Here is a 19,029-nt window from a genome sequence, read left to right as displayed (position 1 = left end):
CATCCGGGCCGTGGTGTCACCTGGTTCGGGTCACGATCTCGTCGACGGCGGCGTACAGCGACTCCGCATAGCGCGCCTCGGTGAAGCGCTCGGCGTGCGCCCGCAACCTGTCGGGGTCGAACTCACCGGCTTCGAAGCGGTCCAGCGCCTCGGCGATGGCGGCGGGCTCGGGTCGGTCGAAGAAGACCCCGGTGCTGCCTTCGACGACGGTGTCCAGGAATCCGCCCCATCGCAACACCACACTGGGCTTGCCGGATACCGCGGCCTCGATGGGCGTCAGCCCGAAGTCCTCGTAGCTGGCCGCGATCAGCGCTCGGCAGGATTGATAGAGCCAGGCCATCTGTCCGTCGGTGAGCGCCGAGAGCAGGGCGACATTGGGCGTCTTGAGCCGCTCCAGCCGGGCCGCCTCCGGTCCGTGCCCGACGACGACGAGCCGGCGGTCGGTGTGGGCGAAGGCGCCGACGACGGCGTCGACGTTCTTGTAGGCCATCAGGCGGGAGACGCACAGATAGAAGGGCTCGCCGCCATCGGTGAGCCAGTGCGCCACCTCGGGCACCGGTTCGGCGGGGGCATCCGGGCGCATGGAGATCGGCGACGGCAGCACACCGGCGTCGATACCGTAGGCGGTCTGGATCCGGTCCTTGATGGCGGTCGACACCGCCAGGTAGCGGTCCACGGTGGTGGCGGCGCGCTGATCCCATGACCGCAGCGCCGGCGAGCCGACCTTCAACACGGCGCGCTTGAGTTTGTCGCCGTCGGGCTTGAGGTAGTGCTCCAGGGCGTAGAGCCAGTGCGCCGGGGTGTGGCAGTGCACCAGTTTGGCGCCGTTGGTACGAAACCCGTGCGCCCAGCCGCTGCTGCTGGTGACCACGACGTCGGCGTCGACGAACATCGCACTGGCCGCGAACGGCAGTACCGGCAGCGCGGCCCGGTGGTGCTTGCGGAACAGCGACATCCGGTTCAGCGGGGACACCCGCACATCGCGCTCGGCGAATTCCGGATAGGTGCCCGCCGGGTCGTAGAGCAGCGTGTAGATCGGGGCGTCGGGGAAGGCCTTGCTCATCGAGAGCACCACCTTCTCGGCGCCACCGCGCTGAGTGAGGTAGTCGTGCGCGATCGCCACCCGCGGGCCGTCGACACCGTCGAAACGCCGCGGGGCTCCGCTGCGGTCGTCAGACACGAACGAATCCTCCTGAATAGCCGGCACACCGACCGCGGCGGTGCATCTGGACGCCCCGGAATTTATCAAAAGCGTCAATTGCTGATGGGTCACCCAGCGAACACCGCACCGCTTCGCCACGTGGCGCCGCCTGCAGGCTCAAACTCGTCAGCCCTTTCACTCGACGCCGGGGTGCCCCCGTGACGTTAGCCGACCCAGTTCACCACGCAGACCCGGCACCCGCCAGCCGACCCGATCGGGTCGGCAAAGACAGGGCCGTTGGCCGGTGCATGCCCCGTTACGCCGTCGAACCGCGACCGGCCTGCGCCAGCCCGGCCAGATTCTCGGCCACCTCCTCGGCCCAGATCCCATAGGCGTGGGTGGTGTCGATCTCCAGCTCGAACCGGTCGGTCATATCGGTCGTGACATCGGCGGAGTCGACGTAGAACTGCTCGTACCAGCGGCGGTGTTGATAGACCGCACCGTCCTCCTCGGTGAGCAGCGGGTTCTCGATCCTGGTCTTGTGCCGCCAGATCTCGACATCCTCCATGAACCCCTCGCCGAAGGACCGGCTCATCGCGCCGGCCAGCTTGGCGGCCTTGTCGGCGGGCAGACCGGGCATCTGTTGCACCGCCACACCCCACTGCAGGACGAACGAATCGTGGGACACCGGGTAGTGGCAGTTGATCAGCGCCACCTCCACGGTGAATCCTGGCGCCAGGTCGTTGTGCAACCAATTGATCATGTACGCAGGACCGAAGTAGGTGGCCTCCGATCGCAGATACGTTCCTTCCCAGAGCTTTTCGGGGTCGGCGATGTAATCCGGTCGGGGTTTGGACTCCATGAACTGACTTGCGGTGTGCCCCTCGATGACGTTCTTGAAGAACGTCGGATAGGCGTGGTGGATGTAGAAGAAATGCGCCATGTCGACGTTGTTGTCCACGATTTCGCGACAGTGCGAACCCTCGATCAACACCGAGTTCCACTGCCACGGCGACCATCGCCCCTCGGGATAGCCCTCGATGGTCGGCGGCAGCAGCTCCGCGGGCGGCGTCGAGCCCTCGGGATCGTGCCAGACCAGCAGCTGCCCGTTCACCTCGCGGGTCTCCCATGCCCGGGTGCGCGCCAGCCGCGGGGTCCGCTTGGCGTAGGGCACCAGCGCGCATCTACCGTCGGCACGCCAGCGCCAGTCGTGGAACGGACAGGCCAGCGTGTCGTCCTTGATCGAGCCGCGGGAGAGGTCACCGCCCATATGCCTGCAGTACGCGTCGAGCACGTGCAGGGCCCCGGCGGCATCAGCGAAGACCACCAGCTTGGAACCAAACGCTTCGATACCGTGCGGTCGCCCGTCGCGGAAGGTCTCGGCCAGCCCGAGGCAGTGCCAGCCACGGGCGAACCTCGTCATCGCGGCGCCGGCGTCGATCTCGCGGATATCGGTCATCAGATCTGCCTAGCACGTTCGCTTCCCGGTTGCGGCGAGATCGCCCGACACCGCTCAGGCGCGTGCCTGCCTGCCGTGGTCGCCGAACTCCGCATCCAGGGCATGTCTACCCTCTGCGTCGAGCAGCTCGAACACCACCGGCCGGTGTCCCGACCATCGGTACACATCCTCGTCGGTACGCCAACGCTGTTGCTGGAGCTCGTGTTTGACGATCTTGTTGGAACCGGTCATCGGTAGCCGGGCCGAGACCCGCAGCAGTCTCGGGACGGCCTTCGCCCCGAGATCGGGCTGGCCGCTCAGGTACTCGGCGAACGCCGCGGCGTCGAAATCCGCGGGCCGGGCCACCTCGACGGCGGCCATCACCTGATCGCCGGAGCGCGGGTCGGGCACCGCATAGGCCGCCGCCGCGATCACTGCGGGGTGGCGGCGCAGTACATGCTCGATGGTGAGGGCGGACAGATTCTCGCCGTCCACCCGGATCCAGTCCCCGCGTCTGCCCGCGAAATAGATGAACCCCGCTTCGTCGAGGTAGCCGAGGTCCCCGGTCCAGTACCAGCCGTGTCGGATGCGTTCGGCATCGGCCGCGTCGTTCTTGTAGTAGCCCTCGAAGCTGCGGGTGCCGAACTTGTCGACGATCTCACCGACCGCCTCGTCGGGGTTGCGTACGCGTCCGAAGCCGTCGAGTAGCGCGGGCGCGCAGTCACGCAGCGTCACGGGGTCGACGATGGCCACGCCGTCGTGCGCGGGGCGGCCCAGTGCTCCCGCGGGAGCGTCCGGGGCGAGGACCACCGCCCCGCCGCCCTCGCTGGAACCGTAACCCTCGTGGAGTTCGGCGCCGAACCGACGCCGGAACCGGACCTGATCGTCCGGGGAGGCCTCGGTGCCGAATCCACGCTCCAGTGGGTTGTCGGCATCATCGTCGCGCTCGGGTGTGGCCATCAGATATCCCAGCGCCTTACCGACATAGGTGAAGAAGGTGGCTCCGAAATAGCGCACGTCGGAAAGGAATCCGGACGCGGAGAACGACGGCGCCAGGCAGACCGTCGCCCCCACCGACAGCGCGGGCGCCCACAGCGCCATGATCGCGTTGCCGTGGAACAGCGGCATACTGCAGTACTCGACGTCCGTACGCCGGTGGCCGTACTTGTCGCGAGCGGCGTAGGCGATGCGGGCCAGCCGACCCTGCGTGCAGCGCACCGCCTTCGACGCACCGGTGGTCCCGGAGGTGAACAACAACAGCATCAGGGTGTCTGCGCCCACGGTGTCGGGACCGGAGGGCGCCGGGTCGCCCCGATGCGCATCGAGCATGGCGCGGTAGGACGCGTCGCCGACGACGAGTATCTGGTCCGCCGGCAGCTCCAGACCCAGCGCCGCCAGTCGGGTGGCGCCTTCGGAGTCGGTGATGATCAGCCGGCAGTCGGCGTGAGCGATCTCGGCCGCCATCTCGGCGTCCCCGCGGGTCGGGTTGATGCCCACCACGGTCATCCCGCCCAGCGCCGCGGCGCCCAACCAGAACACGAAGTCGGCGACATTGGGCAGCAGCACCCCGATATGCGGCGCCATGTCGGGCTTGTCGGCCAACAGCGCCCGACCCAGCCGGGCCCTGGCAACCGACTCGGCGACCACCTCGTCCCAGGTCCAGTCCTGTTCACGAGTGCGCAGGCCGGGGTGGGTATCGCCGCGGCGATCGAGCAGCATGGCGGCGATGCAGTCACGGTTCTGATCGGTCGTCGGCACCGGATCAGCTTCGCCGCCGGAGGAGACACGATGGCCTAACTGCGACCTCTCTTATGCAGTTCTTAGAAGTACAGCTAGCATCGCTACCCATGACGAGCACTATCGAGCCGGCGGCAGAGCACGTAATCGATATCCACACCACGGCCGGCAAGCTGGCCGACCTGCGCAAGCGCGCCGAAGAGGCGCTGCACCCGGTCGGTGAGGCCGCGGTCGAGAAGGTGCACGCCAAGGGCAAGCTGACCGCCCGCGAACGCATCTACGCACTGCTGGATGAGGATTCCTTCGTCGAACTCGATGCGCTGGCACGCCACCGCAGCACCAACTTCGGACTGGAGTCCAACCGCCCGCTCGGTGACGGTGTGGTGACCGGCTACGGCACCATCGACGGCCGCGAGGTCTGCATCTTCAGCCAGGACGCCACCGTCTTCGGCGGCAGCCTCGGTGAGGTCTACGGCGAGAAGATCGTCAAGGTCCAGGAACTGGCCATCAAGACCGGCCGCCCGCTGATCGGCATCAACGACGGCGCGGGCGCGCGCATCCAGGAGGGCGTGGTCTCCCTCGGCCTGTACAGCCGGATCTTCCACAACAACATCAAGGCCTCGGGCGTCATCCCGCAGATCTCGCTCATCATGGGCGCCGCGGCCGGCGGCCACGTGTACTCCCCCGCGCTGACCGACTTCGTCATCATGGTCGACCAGACCAGCCAGATGTTCATCACCGGTCCCGATGTCATCAAGACCGTCACCGGCGAGGACGTCACCATGGAGGAGCTGGGCGGCGCCCAGACCCACATGTCCAAGTCCGGCACCGTGCACTACGTGGCCTCCGGCGAACAGGACGCCCTGGACTATGTCCGTGACCTGCTGAGCTACCTGCCCGCCAACAACTACGCCGATCCGCCGCGCTACCCGGCGCCGCCGCACCCGGGCGCCATCGAGGACAACCTCACCGATGAGGACATCGAGCTCGACACCCTGATCCCCGACTCGCCGAACCAGCCCTACGACATGCACGAGGTCATCTCGCGCATCCTCGACGACGACGAGTTCCTGGAGATCCAGGCCGGTTACGCGCAGAACATCATCGTCGGCTACGGACGGGTCGACGGTCGCACCGTCGGCATCGTGGCCAACCAGCCGACCCAGTTCGCCGGCTGCCTGGACATCAACGCCTCGGAGAAGGCCGCCCGGTTCATCCGGACCTGTGACTGCTTCAACATCCCGATCGTGCTGCTGGTCGACGTGCCGGGCTTCCTGCCGGGCACCGGCCAGGAGTACAACGGCATCATCCGCCGCGGCGCCAAGCTGCTGTACGCCTACGGCGAGGCGACCGTACCCAAGATCACCGTGATCACCCGCAAGTCCTACGGCGGCGCGTACTGCGTGATGGGCTCCAAGGACATGGGCGCCGACGTGGTGGTGGCCTGGCCGACGGCCCAGATCGCCGTCATGGGCGCCTCCGGCGCGGTCGGCTTCGTCTACCGCCAGGAGCTGAAGAAGGCGGCCCAGGAGGGTGAAGATGTCGACGCCCTGCGCCTGGAGCTGCAGCAGTCCTATGAGGACACCCTGGTGAACCCCTACATCGCCGCCGAGCGCGGTTATGTCGACGCGGTCATCCCGCCGTCGCACACCCGCGGTTACGTGGCGACCTCGCTGCGCCTGCTGGAGCGCAAGATCAGCCAGGTGCCGCCGAAGAAGCACGGCAACATCCCGCTGTAAGAGTCCTCGGACCAACCCGCGACAGGCCCTCTGCGAGAAGGACTTTCATGAGCCACGACGTCGATATCGTCGAAGTCAGCGATCCGCGAGATATGACCATCGACGACCCGGCACCTCCGGTGCCCGAGTTCCGGGTGGTCAAGGGCGAGCCGTCCGACGAGGAGCTCGCGGCCCTGGTCGCGGTGCTGTCGGCGGCCGGCGGAACCGGTCCCGGTGAACCGGGCCCCCAGGAGCTCAACCTGTGGGGCCACCCGGTGGACAAGCTGCGGTACCAGAGCCACTCCTGGCAGCGGATCACGCTGTTGGAGCGGACCCACATGCGCAGGTGACGACGCGGCTGGTCCTGGGTTCGGCCTCCTCGGGCCGGCTCGGGGTGCTGCGGTCGGCCGGGGTCGACCCGCTGGTCGTGGTCTCCGATGTCGACGAGGACGCCATCATCGCGCGGCTGTCCGGCTCTGGTCCGCGCGAGGTGGTCGCCGCACTGGCCGCCGCCAAGGCCGAGCGTGTCGTCGAGCTGCTCGATCCCGCGATCACCGCCGATTGCGTTGTGGTGGGCTGCGATTCGATGCTCGAGGTCGACGGCGCGCTGAGCGGCAAGCCGGGGACCGCGGCGGCCGCTGAACGACAGTGGCGGGCGTCCGCGGGCCGCACCGGTCTGCTGCACACCGGCCACACCGTGCTGCGGGTGCGCGACGGCGTGGTTGCCGATCGCGTGCAGCAGACCGGGACCACCACCCTGCATTTCGGTACGCCCACCGATGCCGAGCTGCAGGCCTACCTGGACACCGGCGAACCGCTGTACGTGGCGGGCGCGTTCACCCTCGACGGGCTCGGCGGCTGGTTCGTCGAACGGATCGAGGGTGACCCGTCGAACGTGATCGGCATCAGCCTTCCGCTGGTGCGAAAGCTGTTGGCCGCACTGGGCATATCGGTGGCCGCGCTGTGGCAGGACAACGGATTCACCGGCGGCCGCTGACGTGGACGCCTGAATTTCCGCACCCGCACGCACATCTGGCATGCATGATCGGCGGCGGGCCGGGCATAGCCCTGTCATGACGATCACCCCCGATGACATCCGCCGACTGCTCGAATCCGATGACGCCGAAGCCCTCCTGGTCCTCGTGGAAGGCCGCACCGCCGTGATCTCGCCCGCGGCGCTGGATTCCGATGAATACCGTGGCGCGCTGACCTGCACGTCGCGCCCGCAGCTCGTCGAGACGCTGCTTTCGGCCGATCCCTCCGAGCACGAGCTCACCGAACAGGCCGCGGCACTCGACGCCGCCATCGCGAACCTGGGCGCCTAACGCGCAGCCGGAATCGCCTGCGTTTGATCTCGCGGGCTCGGGTATCACCCCGCCATGGCTGACACCGCCGTCCTGGTCACGGACATGATGAACAACTACCGCCACCCCGATGCCGAGCCGCTGGCCGCCAGCGCCGCCCAGATCATCGAACCGTTGGGCGATCTCATCCACCGGGCCCGCGCCCGCGATGACGTCACCGTCATCTACGTCAACGACAACTACGGGGACTTCACCGCGGTCTGGGACGATATCGTGCGCGACGCACGCAACGGTGCGCATCCCGAACTGGTCGAACCGATCCTGCCGACCAAGGACTGCCTGCGGCTGCACAAGGTTCGACACAGCGCCTTCTACGCCACGCCGCTGGATCATCTGCTGAACCGGTTGGGGGTGAGCAAGGTGATCATCACCGGACAGGTCACCGAACAGTGTGTGCTCTACACCGCGCTGGACGCCTATGTACGGCACTACGACGTCATCGTGCCGCCTGATGCCGTCGCCCATATCGACCCCGCGCTGGCCGAGGCGGCATGCCAGATGATGCACCGGAACATGCGAGCCGAGCTGGTCGCCGCGCAGGACTGTCTGCGCGATCGGTGATCGGTCACCCGAGCATGCGACCTCCGGTCACGACATGAGTAGGCTCTTTGGCGTGTCGCTGCCTGCCGATCCAGACCCTGCCCTCGCCGCCTACGCGCACCCCGAACGCCTGGTGACCGCGGATTGGTTGTCCGCCAACCTGGGCCGCCCCGGGCTGGCCATCGTCGAATCCGACGAGGACGTGCTGCTCTACGACACCGGCCACATCCCGGGCGCGGTGAAGATCGACTGGCATACCGATCTGAACGATCCCGCCGTCCGTGACTACATCGACGGCGCCCAGTTCGCCGAGCTGATGGACCGCAAGGGCATCTCGCGCGACGACACCGTGGTGATCTACGGCGACAAGAGCAACTGGTGGGCGGCCTACGCGCTGTGGGTGTTCACGCTGTTCGGCCACCCCGATGTCCGGCTGCTCGACGGTGGCCGCGATCTGTGGGTGAGCAACGGCCGCGACACCACCCTGGACGTGCCCAACAAGCCGAGTTCGGGTTATCCAGTGGTCGAGCGCGATGACAGGTCCATCCGCGCCTTCCGCGACGATGTGCTCGCCGCGCTCGGTGAGCAGCCGCTGATCGATGTCCGCTCGCCGCAGGAGTACACCGGCGAACGCACCCACATGCCCGACTACCCGGAGGAAGGTGCGCTGCGCGGCGGGCACATCCCGACCGCGGTGTCGATCCCCTGGGCCAAGGCGGCCGAGGACAGCGGCCGGTTCCGCAACCGGGCCGAACTCGACGCGCTGTACGGCCACCTCACCGCCGACGACAAGACGATCGTGTACTGCCGCATCGGTGAGCGCTCCAGCCATACCTGGTTCGTGCTGACCCACCTGCTCGGCCTGCCGAACGTGCGCAACTACGACGGTTCGTGGACCGAGTGGGGCAACGCGGTGCGGGTCCCGGTGGCCACCGGCCCCGAGCCCGGCTCGGCACCCGCGGCGCGATGACGATGCCGGCGGCGCTCGCCGAGGTCGTCGGCGAGTTCGGGGAGGTCAGCGGGCAGGACAAGCTGCAGTTGCTGCTGGAGTTCGCCAACGAGCTGCCCGCGCTGCCCGGCCATCTGGAGGAAGCGGCCATGGAGCCGGTCCCCGAGTGCCAGTCGCCGCTGTTCCTCGATGTCGACGCCACCGATCGCGAGCATGTCCGGCTGTACTTCAGCGCACCCGCCGAAGCCCCGACGACCCGCGGTTTCGCGTCCATCCTGGCCGCCGGGCTGGACGGGCAGTCCGCCGAGGACATCCTGGCCGTGCCGGACGACTTCTACTCCGCACTCGGCCTGGCCGCACTGATCAGCCCGCTGCGACTGCGCGGGATGTCGGCGATGCTGGCCCGGATCAAGCGCCGGCTGCGGGACTAGCCACGAAGTTACCGGTGAGTTCATTCATAAAAGGCGGCCACGACTTTTTCGGGGATCCATGCCAGAATGGCACCTGGGACCTGCGAACCAGCTAGCAGTTCGAACACGCATCGGTGCGTTTCACCACATATTTCAGCTCGGGGGGAGCAAACGAAAAATTAGGAAAGGGGCCCGGTTCGATGAATCGGCAGGCCAGGGACGTCATTCTTTACGAACTCAACGAGGTGCCGTGGGATGTCGTCGACATCTACGTCAAGAATCGCCCCGAATCGCATCTGGCCGCGCTGCTCAAGGATGGGCAATCGCTGACCACCATCCACGAGGACCGCGAGGAATTGCAGGGCCTGCAGCCGTGGCGCACCTGGCCGACACTGCACACCTCCAGCTACGAGCACAATTCGTTCGACCTCGGCCAGGACCCGTCGACGTTCAAGGGTGACCCGATCTGGAACGTGGCCGAACGCGCCGGACTCTCGGTGGGCCTGTTCGGCCCGATGCAGAGCTGGCCTGCCCGCCCGTTCGCGCACGGCGGCTTCTACGTCCCGGACACCTTCGCCTCCGATGCCAAGACCTATCCCCCCGCGTTGGAGCGCTTCCAGGCGTTCAACCTGGCGATGACCGGCGAGAACGGGTTCTCCCCCGATTCGGCACTGAGCCCCAAGGCGCTCGCCGGGACGGCGGTCGACCTGGTCCGGCTCGGACTGACCCCGCGATCGACCGCGACCTTGGCCACCCATCTGGTGAAGGAACGAATCGACCCGCGCTACAAGGCATTCCGCTCCGCGATGCAGGCTCCGCTGAGCTTCGACCTGTACTGGCGCCAGCATCGCAAGAACCGGCCACGGCTCTCGGTGTTCTTCACCAACCATGTCGCGGGCATGATGCACCGGTTCTGGGGTGACGGGATGCCCGGCTACACCGACAAGTACGAGTACGACGCGGACGAGGTGTACGGCAGCTTCATCGTCGCCGCGATGGACATCACCGATCGCCAGGTCGGCCGCATCCGCAAGTACCTGGCCAAGAACCCGCAGTCGATGCTGGTGATCTCGGCAAGCATGGGGCAGGGACCGGTCGCGGTGCCCAAGCTCGACGGTGGCCGCTTCGTACTGGACGACCACAGCAAACTCATCGCCGCGCTGGGTCTCAAGCCCGCCGACGTCGCGCTGGCCATGTACCCGATGCTCTCGCTGGTGTTCGAGTCAGAGGCCGACGCCGCCGAGGCGGTGGCACCACTGGAATCGGTCCTGGTCAACGGCACCGACCGGTTGTTCGCGCGGCTGCGCGTCGAGGGCAAGACGGTCACCTTCGGCATCGACTACACCGTGCCGGGCGAGGACACCACGAAGGTGACGATCCGGCCGTTCGGCGCCGCGGCCGACACCGATGTACCCGCCACCGACCTGGGGCTGAGCGTGCATTCGCGGATCGGCGGGGTCAACACCGGCTATCACATCCCCGAGGGCATCCTGCTTGCCGCGGGCGCGGGTATTTCCGCCGACCCGTCGCGCAAGGAGGTCGACATCCTCGATGTCGCCCCATCGCTGTTGGCCAACGCGCTCGGCGTGGAGCCACCGCCGTCGATGAAGGGCATCCCGACCCTGTTCGGCTGAGAGGTCTCGACAGCTGTCAACGACGGCGGCGTTCCTGTGGGGAACGCCGCCGTCTGGCATTGTCTGGCGTTCGCCCTGCGCAGCGATACCGCACGTCAAACGTACTGACCGGTAACAAAGCGCCGCCGCAAAATTGGGGGTCCGACTCACCACCCCCGGGATTGGACACTTAAACTTCGCCCGATACATTCTTAAAGACGTTTCTTAGAGAAGATGCCACCAGGAGGCGCAGTGCCAAGTCACGCCAGCTCGAAGATCTCCAAGGTCCTCGTGGCCAACCGCGGTGAGATCGCCGTCCGTGTGATCCGAGCCGCCAAGGATGCCGGCCTCGCCAGCGTGGCCGTGTACGCCGAGCCGGATGCCGACGCACCCCACGTTCGGCTGGCCGACGAGGCCTTTGCACTGGGCGGCCAGACCTCGGCGGAGTCCTATCTGGTTTTCGAGAAGTTGCTCGACGCCGCCGAGAAGTCCGGTGCCAACGCCATCCACCCGGGTTACGGCTTCCTCTCGGAGAACGCCGATTTCGCCCAGGCCGTCCTGGACGCCGGGCTGATCTGGATCGGGCCGAGCCCGCAGTCCATCCGCGACCTCGGTGACAAGGTCACCGCCCGCCACATCGCCGCGCGCGCCAACGCTCCCCTTGTCCCCGGCACCCCCGACCCCGTCAAGGACGCCGACGAGATCCTGGCGTTCGCCAAGGAGCACGGCCTGCCCATCGCCATCAAGGCCGCCTTCGGTGGCGGTGGCCGCGGCATGAAGGTCGCCCGCACCCTCGAAGAGATCCCCGAGCTGTTCGACTCGGCCACCCGTGAGGCCGTGGCGGCCTTCGGTCGTGGCGAGTGCTTCGTGGAGCGCTACCTGGACAAGCCGCGCCACGTCGAGGCCCAGGTCATCGCCGACACCCACGGCAACGTCGTCGTCGCGGGCACCCGCGACTGCTCGCTGCAGCGCCGCTTCCAGAAGCTCGTCGAGGAGGCCCCGGCGCCTTTCCTCACCGAGGCGCAGCGCAAGGAGATCCACGAGTCCGCCAAGCGCATCTGCAAGGAAGCCGGTTACTACGGTGCGGGCACCGTGGAGTACCTGGTCGGCCAGGACGGTCTGATCTCCTTCCTTGAGGTCAACACCCGCCTGCAGGTGGAACACCCGGTGACCGAGGAGACCTCGGGCATCGACCTGGTTCTGCAGCAGTTCAAGATCGCCAATGGCGAGGCCCTCGACATCACCGAGGATCCCACCCCGCGCGGGCACTCGTTCGAGTTCCGCATCAACGGTGAGGATGCCGGCCGCGGCTTCCTGCCCGCCCCCGGCCCGGTCACCAAGTTCGAACCGCCCACCGGTCCCGGTGTGCGGATGGACTCCGGCGTGGAGAGCGGATCGGTCATCGGCGGCCAGTTCGACTCGATGCTGGCCAAGCTCATCGTCACCGGCGCCACCCGCGAAGAGGCGCTGGCCCGTTCGCGCCGCGCACTGGCCGAGTTCAACGTCGAAGGCCTGGCGACAGTCATCCCGTTCCACCGCGCCGTGACCGCCGACCCCGCCTTCATCGGTGACGGCGAGAAGTTCGACGTGCACACCCGCTGGATCGAGACCGAGTGGGACAACACCGTCGAGCCGTTCACCGGTGGCGAGCCGATCGAGGAAGACGACACCCTGCCCCGGCAGACCGTCGTGGTCGAGGTCGGCGGGCGCCGCCTGGAGGTCTCGCTGCCTGGTGACCTGGCCTTGGGTGGCGGCGCCGGCGGAGCCGCCCACGGTGCTGTCCGTAAGAAGCCCAAGCCCCGCAAGCGTGGCGGTGGCGGCGGCGCCGCGGCCTCCGGCGACTCGGTGACCGCACCCATGCAGGGCACCGTCGTCAAGGTGGCCGTCGAGGAGGGCCAGCAGGTCTCCGCCGGTGATCTGGTCGTGGTCCTGGAGGCCATGAAGATGGAGAACCCGGTGACCGCGCACAAGGACGGCACCATCACCGGCCTGGCGGTGGAGGCCGGTGCGGCCATCACCCAGGGCACCGTGATCGCCGAGATCAAGGACTAGACAACCCGCCCAGTGGCCACTTGTTGCACGGATTCTCACCGATCCTGTGCAGCAGGTGGCCATTCGGCTTTTCCGGGAGGCTGCAATGGAACCCGTCGAGATCAACAATGGCCAGTGGTATCTGCGCGGGCTGCGCTGTGACGACCGCGTCGACGACCGACCCGCCCTGACCGATATGGGTGAGGACGACCTCGACTATGTCCACGACGCGGCCGACGGCTGGGCCGATGACACCCGCTACACGTGGGCGGTGTGTGAACCCACCACCGGGGAGATGCTTGCCGAGATCGCCCTGGATCCGGTCTCTGGCTACATGTCCAGTCGGGCCAGGCCGGGGTTCGAGGACGTCGCGGCCATCTCCGAGGACACCGTGCGCCGCTACGCCTCGGCCGCGCTCGGCCTGGAAGTGCACACCTGACCTTCAGCGCAGGATGATTCGCCGGGAATGCGCTGGCAGGCACGGGCCCGCACGCGGTGCCGGGCCGGTGCGGCCGATACCGGGCCATACGGTGGAGACATGTCGGACGCGGACTTCACCGGCCGCACGATCGTCCTGGTCGGCGGCGGATCGGGTATCGGGCTTGCCACCGCGCGGCGCGTCGTCGCCGGTGGCGGCACGGTCATCCTCGGCGGGCGCAGTATCGACAGGCTGACCGCGACGGCCGATGCGCTGGGCCCGGCGGCTAGGTGGCATCGCATCGACACCGCCGATCAACGCTCGGTCGAGGAGTTCTTCGACCATGTCGAGGTGGCGCACGGTCTGCTCACCACGGCCGCCGACTACATCACCGGTCCGATGCGCACCCTGACCGTCTCGCAGGCGGGTACCGCGTTCGAATCCAAATTCTGGGGTCAGTACCGCGTCGTCAAGGCGGCGCTACCCATCCTGGCGGCGGACGCCGCAATCGTGCTGATGTCCGGGGCCGCCGGTACCCGGCCCGCCGCCGTCGCACCCGCCTACTCCGCGGTCAACGCGGCCATCGAGGGTCTGGCCCGCGGCTTGGCCGTCGAACTCGCCCCGATCACGGTCAACGCCATCGCCCCCGGCACCGTCGACGGACATCTCTGGAGCACCCGGTCGGCCGCCGACCGCGACGCCGCCTTCGACAGCTACCGGGCCGCCTCCACGATCGGGCGGCTGGCCACCGAGGACGAGATCGCCCATACCATCGTCTACCTGCTCAGCAGCCGCGTCACGACCGGTTCGACGCTCTAACCCGACGGCGGCTACACCTTCCGCTGAACAACGTCGATATCGGCGCCGGTGGCCAGGTCACCACATTCCACCTCGACGACATCATCGCGGGACCGAAGGAAGGGCCCGGCGCCGACATCCCCGGCGAGTTGCTCGATCAGCGCCGGCCAGTGCCGCTGGGCGATGACGACGGGGTGGCCCGGCCGACCAGCGAAGACCGCCCTGGCCAATCCCGATGTCGAGCCGGCCGCGGCAGCCAGAACCCGACGCACCACATCGGCGCCGATGTCCGGGGTGTCGACCAGGCTGATGACGACGTGATCGACGTCGTATCGCGATGCGGCCGCAAGTCCGGCGCGCAGCGAGGCCGAAAGCCCCTGCGCCCAGTCCTGTGCGAGAACCGTGTGTGCCGGTGCCGGCACGTGCGTGCGGGCGGCACCGAGCACCACGAACACCTCACCGCACCCACCGTCGTGCAACGCGGTGACCGCGCCGGCCAACCACGCTCCTTCGGCGGCAAGCACTTTCGGCATCCCGAAACGTGTGCCGGCACCGGCGGCCAGTACCACTCCGGCTGCGTATCGCAAGGCCATCCGTCCAGTCTGCCGGTGGCGGCTGCCACCGGATTCGGCGGGGACGTGTCCGACCAGACAAATCAGGCGTAGTGTCAGGTCAGGTTGAGCCCGCAGCCTACCGATTCCGACTGTCGGAGCCGCCATGACCACGCCAGACAACATCGCCATCGCGCTGTCCCCGCCGCGCGCGGCGCGTGGCACCGCCGTCTATACCGTCCGCCACATGCCGCCGTCCATGACCGTCGTCGAGGTCTACGGGCAACTCGACGCCGCCAATGCTCGGGAGTTCAGCGGATATGCGCTCACCCACCTGGCGCACACCGACCAGCTGATCGTCGACCTGGCCGGCATCGATTTCTTTGGCACAGAAGCATTCTCGATGTTGCACACCATCAGCGTGACGGCCGCGGGCAAGGATGCCCGCTGGGTACTGGTTCCCAGTGCCGCGGTGCGGCGTCTACTGGGGATCTGCGATCCCGACGGTGTTCTGCCCACCGCCGAGACCACCACCGAGGCCGCAGGCCACCTCCAGGGACAGCCGCTACTGCAGCTCGTCCCGCAGTTTGGCCAGTGAGCGAGCCAACAGCCGCGACACATGCATCTGCGAGATGCCGACCCGCTCGGCGATCTGGGACTGTGTCATGGACTCGAAGAAGCGCAGCACCAGGACCGTACGCTCGCGTTCGGGCAGCTTAGACAGCAGTGGACGCAGCGCCTCGCGATTCTCGATCTGGTCGAGCGCATCGTCCTGTGAGCCGAGGGTATCGGCGATGGCCGGCGCCTCGTCGTCACCCGAACCACCGCTGTCGATCGACAGCGTGTTGTACGAGCTGCCCGCGATCAGGCCCTCGACCACCTCTTCGCGGTCCATGTCCAGTTCGGCGGCCAACTCCGAGGGGGTGGGCGCCCGGCCCAGACGCTGCGACATCTCCGCCGTGGCGGCACCGAGGCGCAGGTGCAATTCCTTGAGCCGGCGAGGAACCTTGACCGACCAGCCGTTGTCCCGGAAGTGCCTGCGCACCTCGCCCATGATCGTGGGCACCGCATAGGACGCGAAATCCGAACCGGCCTCCACGTCGAACCGATTCACCGCATTGACGAGTCCTACGCGGGCGACCTGGACCAGATCGTCCCGCGCCTCGCCGCGGCCCTCGAAGCGCCTGGCGATGTGGTCGGCCAGCGGCAGGCAGCGGGTGACGATGCGTTCGCGCTGCCGCTCGTACTCTGCCGACCCATCGCTCAGTTCGCCGAGTACGCGAAACATCTCGATGACGTCGGCGTATTCCGAGTTCACTGCAACAAACTCGCTCGCCTGGCAATGAGCGATATCCCGAATATCTGACCGCCATCGCCGTGCTGGCCATCAGAGAACGTGTTGACCTCGTCGGTCAGCGAGCTGAGCACATGCCAGCTGAAGCTGCCCGGCGCGACGATGGCATCCTCTTCGCTGCGGCAGGTCGCCGACGCGGTGATGACGACGGCATCCTCGCGCGGCTGGACGGACACGACCAGCGGCGAGTGCGGTATCGCGGCCTTCACCAGCCGCGTGCAGGCCTCATCGACCGCCAGTCGGAGGTCGGACACGGCATCGAAGTCGAGATCCTCGAAGGTGGCCGCTGCGGCGATCAGCACGCGCAGCACCGCGAGGTTTTCCAGGGTTGCGGCAACCCGGAGCTCCACCGACCGATCACCATCTGTCGCGGCTGCATCCGCGTCCGTACCCTGCTGCACCATCTGACCTCCCGGCATGTCCGCTGGGAGGTTACCCCACGCAGCATTGTGGCTAACCAACGGAACCACCTCCTACCAGCGCGCCGTGGGGGCGGTCAGCATGATCCGCGGTGAGCTCGGCTCCTCGTTCACATGAGTAACGCATGCGGTGGGCAGTACCCGGCGTCCACGCGTCGCCAAACCACGGTCGCAGCCGGTTTCCCGTTGCGCACCACGGGTAATCGGCACGCATGAGTACTCCGTATGTGCCCGATGACGTACCCGTTGCCGATGCCGTCGAACAGTCCCGCGACGCCGTCGACGCCGGTCCCGATGTCGACGTCGACGCCGCCGGACAGATCGCTGTGCCATCCCTTGAGACCCCCGACGCCGATTGGCAGGAACAGTCGGTGGAGGTCGACCTCGACGACGAAGACCGGGACGGCTACTGAGTAGGTAGGGCCTCCTGGCTCGCGGTGGTTTGCCACCCAGGTGTGGGGGGAACATTGACCCGCATGTTGGTACGCAGAATTGCCCGCCCGTTGTTGTCCGCCGCGTTCATCGGTCAGGGAATCGAGGCCCTCCGGGACGTCAAACCCGCGGCCGAGGTCGTCCAGCCCACATTGGACGGTCTGCAGTCGCTGCCCGAGTCGGTGTCCCAGAAGGTCCCCGATGATCCGATGACGGTCGCCCGCATCACCGCGGCCGCCCAGATCGGTGGCGGTCTGCTGCTCGCGACCGGGAAGGTCCCGCGTGTCGCCGCCGCGGTGCTGGCGGCGACGGTGATCCCGGCCAACCTGGGCCGACACATGTTCTGGGAGGAAACCGACCCCGCTCTCAAGGCCGAGAAGCGACGGGCATTCCTGACCGACGTCAGCCTGATCGGCGGCCTGGTGCTGGCCTCGGCCGACACCGCAGGTAAGCCGTCCTTGGGTTGGCGCGGACGTCGCGCCGGGCGCAAGGTCGTCCAGGCGGTCTCCGAACGGCTGCCCGGGTCCGATGACTCGATCCTGGATTCCGAACTCGCCGACCGGCTCGGGCACGGTCTGCACGTCGGTGTCGAGCGAGGCCGCGAGCTCGCCGACAGCGCACTTGAGCGCGGGGTGCCGCTGGCGGCCTCGGCGTTCGAGACCGCGGCCGAGTCGTTGGGGACGGCCTACGATCGCGGGGCTGCGGCCCTCTACAAGGGCGCCGAGAAGAGCGCGCCGATCGCCAAAAAGGCCCGTAAGCGGGGCGCCGAACTGGCCGAGACGGCGCTGGACCGCAGTGCCGCGGCCCTGGAACGCGGTGCCGAGAAGAGCGCGCCGGTGGCCAAGAAGGCCAGGGAGCGTAGCGCCGAACTGGCCGAGACCGCACTGGACCGCAGCGCCGCGGCACTGGAGCGGGCAGCCGAGCGCGGTGCTCCGCTGGCCGCTGAGGCCCGCCGGCGCAGCGCGGAGTTGGCCGAGACGGCGCTGGACCGCGGCGGCGACGAGGTCAAGTCGCGGTGGAGATGGGCGCGCAACAAGGTGTGATGCGCCAGAGAATCACCTGAATCCGGCCGGACGCGCGATCAGCGCATCCGGCCGGATCTCGTTGCTGCACGGCCGCTTCGGATCAGTCACCCCACTCCGATCGCAACGCCGACAGCAGGGGTCCCGCGGCCTCGGCGAAGAAGGAATCCTGGCTGTCCCCGCCGATCTGGATGAGCGCCACATCGGTGAAACCGGCCTTGGCATATTCGCCTACCGCCTCCACGATCGGATCGAGATCGGGCCCACACGGAATGGCATCCGCGACATCCTCCGGTCGGACGAACTGGGTCGCTCCCGCGAATCCGGCCGGTGTCGGCAGATCGGCGTTGACCGACCATCCGCCGGCGAACCACCGGAACTGATCATGGGCACGCGCTACCGCGGCATCACGGTCGGGATCCCAACAGATCGGCAGCTGTCCCACCACCTTCCCCTCGGGAAGACCCATCGGCTGGCGGACCCGCTTCCAACTCTCGACGACATCGCTGTCGGGGGCGGTGTTGATCAGATGGTCGGCGAGCACCCCCAACGTGTCGATCGTCCGGTCGCCGGTGATCGACACACCGATCTCGACGGGGTCGTCGGGTACATCCCAGATGCGCGCGGAATCTACTGAGAAGTAATCGCCGTGGAAGTCCACGAGGTCACCACCGAGCAGTTCGCGGATGATCTTGATGGCCTCGGCGAGCATGTCCAGGCGGCGCGGCGCCGCCGGCCACCCCGCGCCGATGATGTGCTCGTTGAGATTCTCACCGCTGCCCAGGCCGAGGGTGAAGCGGCCGTCGGCCAGGATCTGCACGGTCGCCGCTTGCTGGGCGACCACCGCCGGGTGATAGCGCATGGTGGGGCAGGTTACGAAGGAATAGAGGCCCACCCGCTCGGTCATCGCCGCGACCGCCCCCAGGACCGCCCATGCATTGGGGGCGTGCCCCTGGCTGGTCAACCACGGGCTGAAATGGTCGCTGCAGACCTCGAAATCGAAACCCGCTTGCTCGGCAGAGACTGCATACCTCACAAGCTCTTTCGGTCCGGTCTGCTCGGTCATCAAGGTGTATCCGAATCGCGTCATGGAC

General features: G+C 67.6%; 21 protein-coding genes. 14 read left to right on the top strand and 7 right to left on the bottom strand.

Annotated features, from left to right (window positions below):
• Window positions 1–16: 16 nt before the first annotated feature.
• The 3 genes from PGN27_RS21160 to casI all read right to left on the bottom strand — a co-directional run bounded on the left by PGN27_RS21160 (window position 17) and on the right by casI (window position 4,298).
• Window positions 17–1,180 (bottom strand): glycosyltransferase, encoded by a 1,164-nt coding sequence (locus PGN27_RS21160; protein WP_335327874.1) that lies wholly within the window; start codon window positions 1,178–1,180, stop codon window positions 17–19.
• 277 nt (window positions 1,181–1,457) lie between these two features.
• Window positions 1,458–2,600 carry a 3-ketosteroid-9-alpha-monooxygenase, oxygenase component gene (locus tag PGN27_RS21155; RefSeq protein WP_036463144.1) on the bottom strand — a complete coding sequence of 381 codons (1,143 nt, stop codon included), beginning with the start codon at window positions 2,598–2,600 and terminating at the stop codon, window positions 1,458–1,460.
• 54 nt (window positions 2,601–2,654) lie between these two features.
• Window positions 2,655–4,298: a steroid-22-oyl-CoA synthetase gene (gene casI / locus PGN27_RS21150; RefSeq protein WP_335328807.1), complete on the bottom strand. Its 1,644-nt coding sequence runs from the start codon at window positions 4,296–4,298 to the stop codon at window positions 2,655–2,657.
• Window positions 4,299–4,426: 128 nt separating this feature from the next.
• Here casI and PGN27_RS21145 point away from each other — a divergent pair, with 128 nt between their 5' ends.
• The 11 genes from PGN27_RS21145 to PGN27_RS21095 all read left to right on the top strand — a co-directional run bounded on the left by PGN27_RS21145 (window position 4,427) and on the right by PGN27_RS21095 (window position 14,178).
• Window positions 4,427–6,055 carry an acyl-CoA carboxylase subunit beta gene (locus PGN27_RS21145; protein ID WP_030134804.1) on the top strand — a complete coding sequence of 543 codons (1,629 nt, stop codon included), beginning with the start codon at window positions 4,427–4,429 and terminating at the stop codon, window positions 6,053–6,055.
• A 47-nt stretch (window positions 6,056–6,102) separates the two neighbouring features.
• Window positions 6,103–6,384: an acyl-CoA carboxylase epsilon subunit gene (locus PGN27_RS21140; RefSeq protein WP_335327873.1), complete on the top strand. Its 282-nt coding sequence runs from the start codon at window positions 6,103–6,105 to the stop codon at window positions 6,382–6,384.
• Complete coding sequence (locus tag PGN27_RS21135) at window positions 6,381–7,031, top strand: Maf family protein (RefSeq protein ID WP_335327872.1); 651 nt, start codon at window positions 6,381–6,383, stop codon at window positions 7,029–7,031. Before PGN27_RS21140 ends, PGN27_RS21135 begins: the two co-directional genes overlap by 4 nt.
• A 76-nt stretch (window positions 7,032–7,107) precedes the next feature.
• The gene (locus PGN27_RS21130) at window positions 7,108–7,359 is read left to right on the top strand and encodes a hypothetical protein (protein ID WP_335327871.1); all 252 of its coding nucleotides are present in this window, start codon (window positions 7,108–7,110) and stop codon (window positions 7,357–7,359) included.
• Window positions 7,360–7,413: 54 nt separating this feature from the next.
• Window positions 7,414–7,959, top strand: a complete 546-nt coding sequence (locus tag PGN27_RS21125) for a cysteine hydrolase family protein (RefSeq protein ID WP_335327870.1) — start codon at window positions 7,414–7,416, stop codon at window positions 7,957–7,959.
• A 52-nt stretch (window positions 7,960–8,011) separates the two neighbouring features.
• Entirely contained in the window at window positions 8,012–8,908 is an 897-nt protein-coding gene (locus tag PGN27_RS21120) for a sulfurtransferase (RefSeq protein ID WP_335328806.1), read from the top strand.
• Window positions 8,905–9,318: a SufE family protein gene (locus PGN27_RS21115; protein WP_335327869.1), complete on the top strand. Its 414-nt coding sequence runs from the start codon at window positions 8,905–8,907 to the stop codon at window positions 9,316–9,318. Before PGN27_RS21120 ends, PGN27_RS21115 begins: the two co-directional genes overlap by 4 nt.
• A gap of 179 nt (window positions 9,319–9,497) precedes the next feature.
• Window positions 9,498–10,931, top strand: coding sequence for a hypothetical protein (locus PGN27_RS21110; RefSeq protein WP_335327868.1), 1,434 nt, complete (start codon window positions 9,498–9,500; stop codon window positions 10,929–10,931).
• A gap of 231 nt (window positions 10,932–11,162) precedes the next feature.
• Window positions 11,163–12,962 carry an ATP-binding protein gene (locus PGN27_RS21105; protein ID WP_335327867.1) on the top strand — a complete coding sequence of 600 codons (1,800 nt, stop codon included), beginning with the start codon at window positions 11,163–11,165 and terminating at the stop codon, window positions 12,960–12,962.
• 85 nt (window positions 12,963–13,047) lie between these two features.
• Window positions 13,048–13,380, top strand: coding sequence for a hypothetical protein (locus PGN27_RS21100; RefSeq protein WP_335327866.1), 333 nt, complete (start codon window positions 13,048–13,050; stop codon window positions 13,378–13,380).
• A gap of 99 nt (window positions 13,381–13,479) precedes the next feature.
• Window positions 13,480–14,178 carry an SDR family oxidoreductase gene (locus PGN27_RS21095; RefSeq protein ID WP_335327865.1) on the top strand — a complete coding sequence of 233 codons (699 nt, stop codon included), beginning with the start codon at window positions 13,480–13,482 and terminating at the stop codon, window positions 14,176–14,178.
• A gap of 11 nt (window positions 14,179–14,189) precedes the next feature.
• Here PGN27_RS21095 and PGN27_RS21090 read toward each other — a convergent pair whose 3' ends face one another.
• A complete protein-coding gene (locus PGN27_RS21090; RefSeq protein WP_335327864.1) occupies window positions 14,190–14,750 on the bottom strand; it encodes a nucleotidyltransferase family protein in 561 nt (186 codons plus the stop codon).
• A 124-nt stretch (window positions 14,751–14,874) separates the two neighbouring features.
• On the opposite strand from PGN27_RS21090, the gene PGN27_RS21085 reads away from it, so the two are divergent.
• On the top strand, window positions 14,875–15,306 hold the full coding sequence (locus PGN27_RS21085; protein WP_335327863.1) for an STAS domain-containing protein: 432 nt from the start codon (window positions 14,875–14,877) through the stop codon (window positions 15,304–15,306).
• Here the strand turns inward: PGN27_RS21085 and PGN27_RS21080 are convergent.
• Together PGN27_RS21080 and PGN27_RS21075 are read right to left on the bottom strand one after the other, a co-directional pair.
• Window positions 15,274–16,026, bottom strand: coding sequence for an RNA polymerase sigma factor SigF (locus PGN27_RS21080; RefSeq protein ID WP_335327862.1), 753 nt, complete (start codon window positions 16,024–16,026; stop codon window positions 15,274–15,276). The two genes, PGN27_RS21085 and PGN27_RS21080, sit on opposite strands and share 33 nt — an antisense overlap.
• Window positions 16,023–16,481, bottom strand: coding sequence for an ATP-binding protein (locus PGN27_RS21075; protein ID WP_418888631.1), 459 nt, complete (start codon window positions 16,479–16,481; stop codon window positions 16,023–16,025). The genes PGN27_RS21080 and PGN27_RS21075 overlap by 4 nt, the downstream gene beginning before the upstream one ends.
• Before the next feature lie 212 nt (window positions 16,482–16,693).
• Here PGN27_RS21075 and PGN27_RS21070 point away from each other — a divergent pair, with 212 nt between their 5' ends.
• Entirely contained in the window at window positions 16,694–16,894 is a 201-nt protein-coding gene (locus PGN27_RS21070; RefSeq protein ID WP_335327860.1) for a hypothetical protein, read from the top strand.
• 63 nt (window positions 16,895–16,957) lie between these two features.
• Window positions 16,958–17,956, top strand: a complete 999-nt coding sequence (locus tag PGN27_RS21065; RefSeq protein WP_335327859.1) for a DoxX family protein — start codon at window positions 16,958–16,960, stop codon at window positions 17,954–17,956.
• Window positions 17,957–18,038: 82 nt separating this feature from the next.
• Here the strand turns inward: PGN27_RS21065 and PGN27_RS21060 are convergent, their stop codons facing one another.
• Window positions 18,039–19,025, bottom strand: coding sequence for an LLM class F420-dependent oxidoreductase (locus tag PGN27_RS21060; protein WP_335327858.1), 987 nt, complete (start codon window positions 19,023–19,025; stop codon window positions 18,039–18,041).
• Window positions 19,026–19,029 lie beyond the last annotated feature (4 nt).

The organism is Mycolicibacterium neoaurum (genome assembly GCF_036946495.1).
GTDB lineage: Bacteria > Actinomycetota > Actinomycetes > Mycobacteriales > Mycobacteriaceae > Mycobacterium > Mycobacterium neoaurum_B.
The sequence above is the reverse complement of the archived record's forward strand: the minus strand, read 5'-3'. Positions and strand labels throughout refer to the sequence as shown.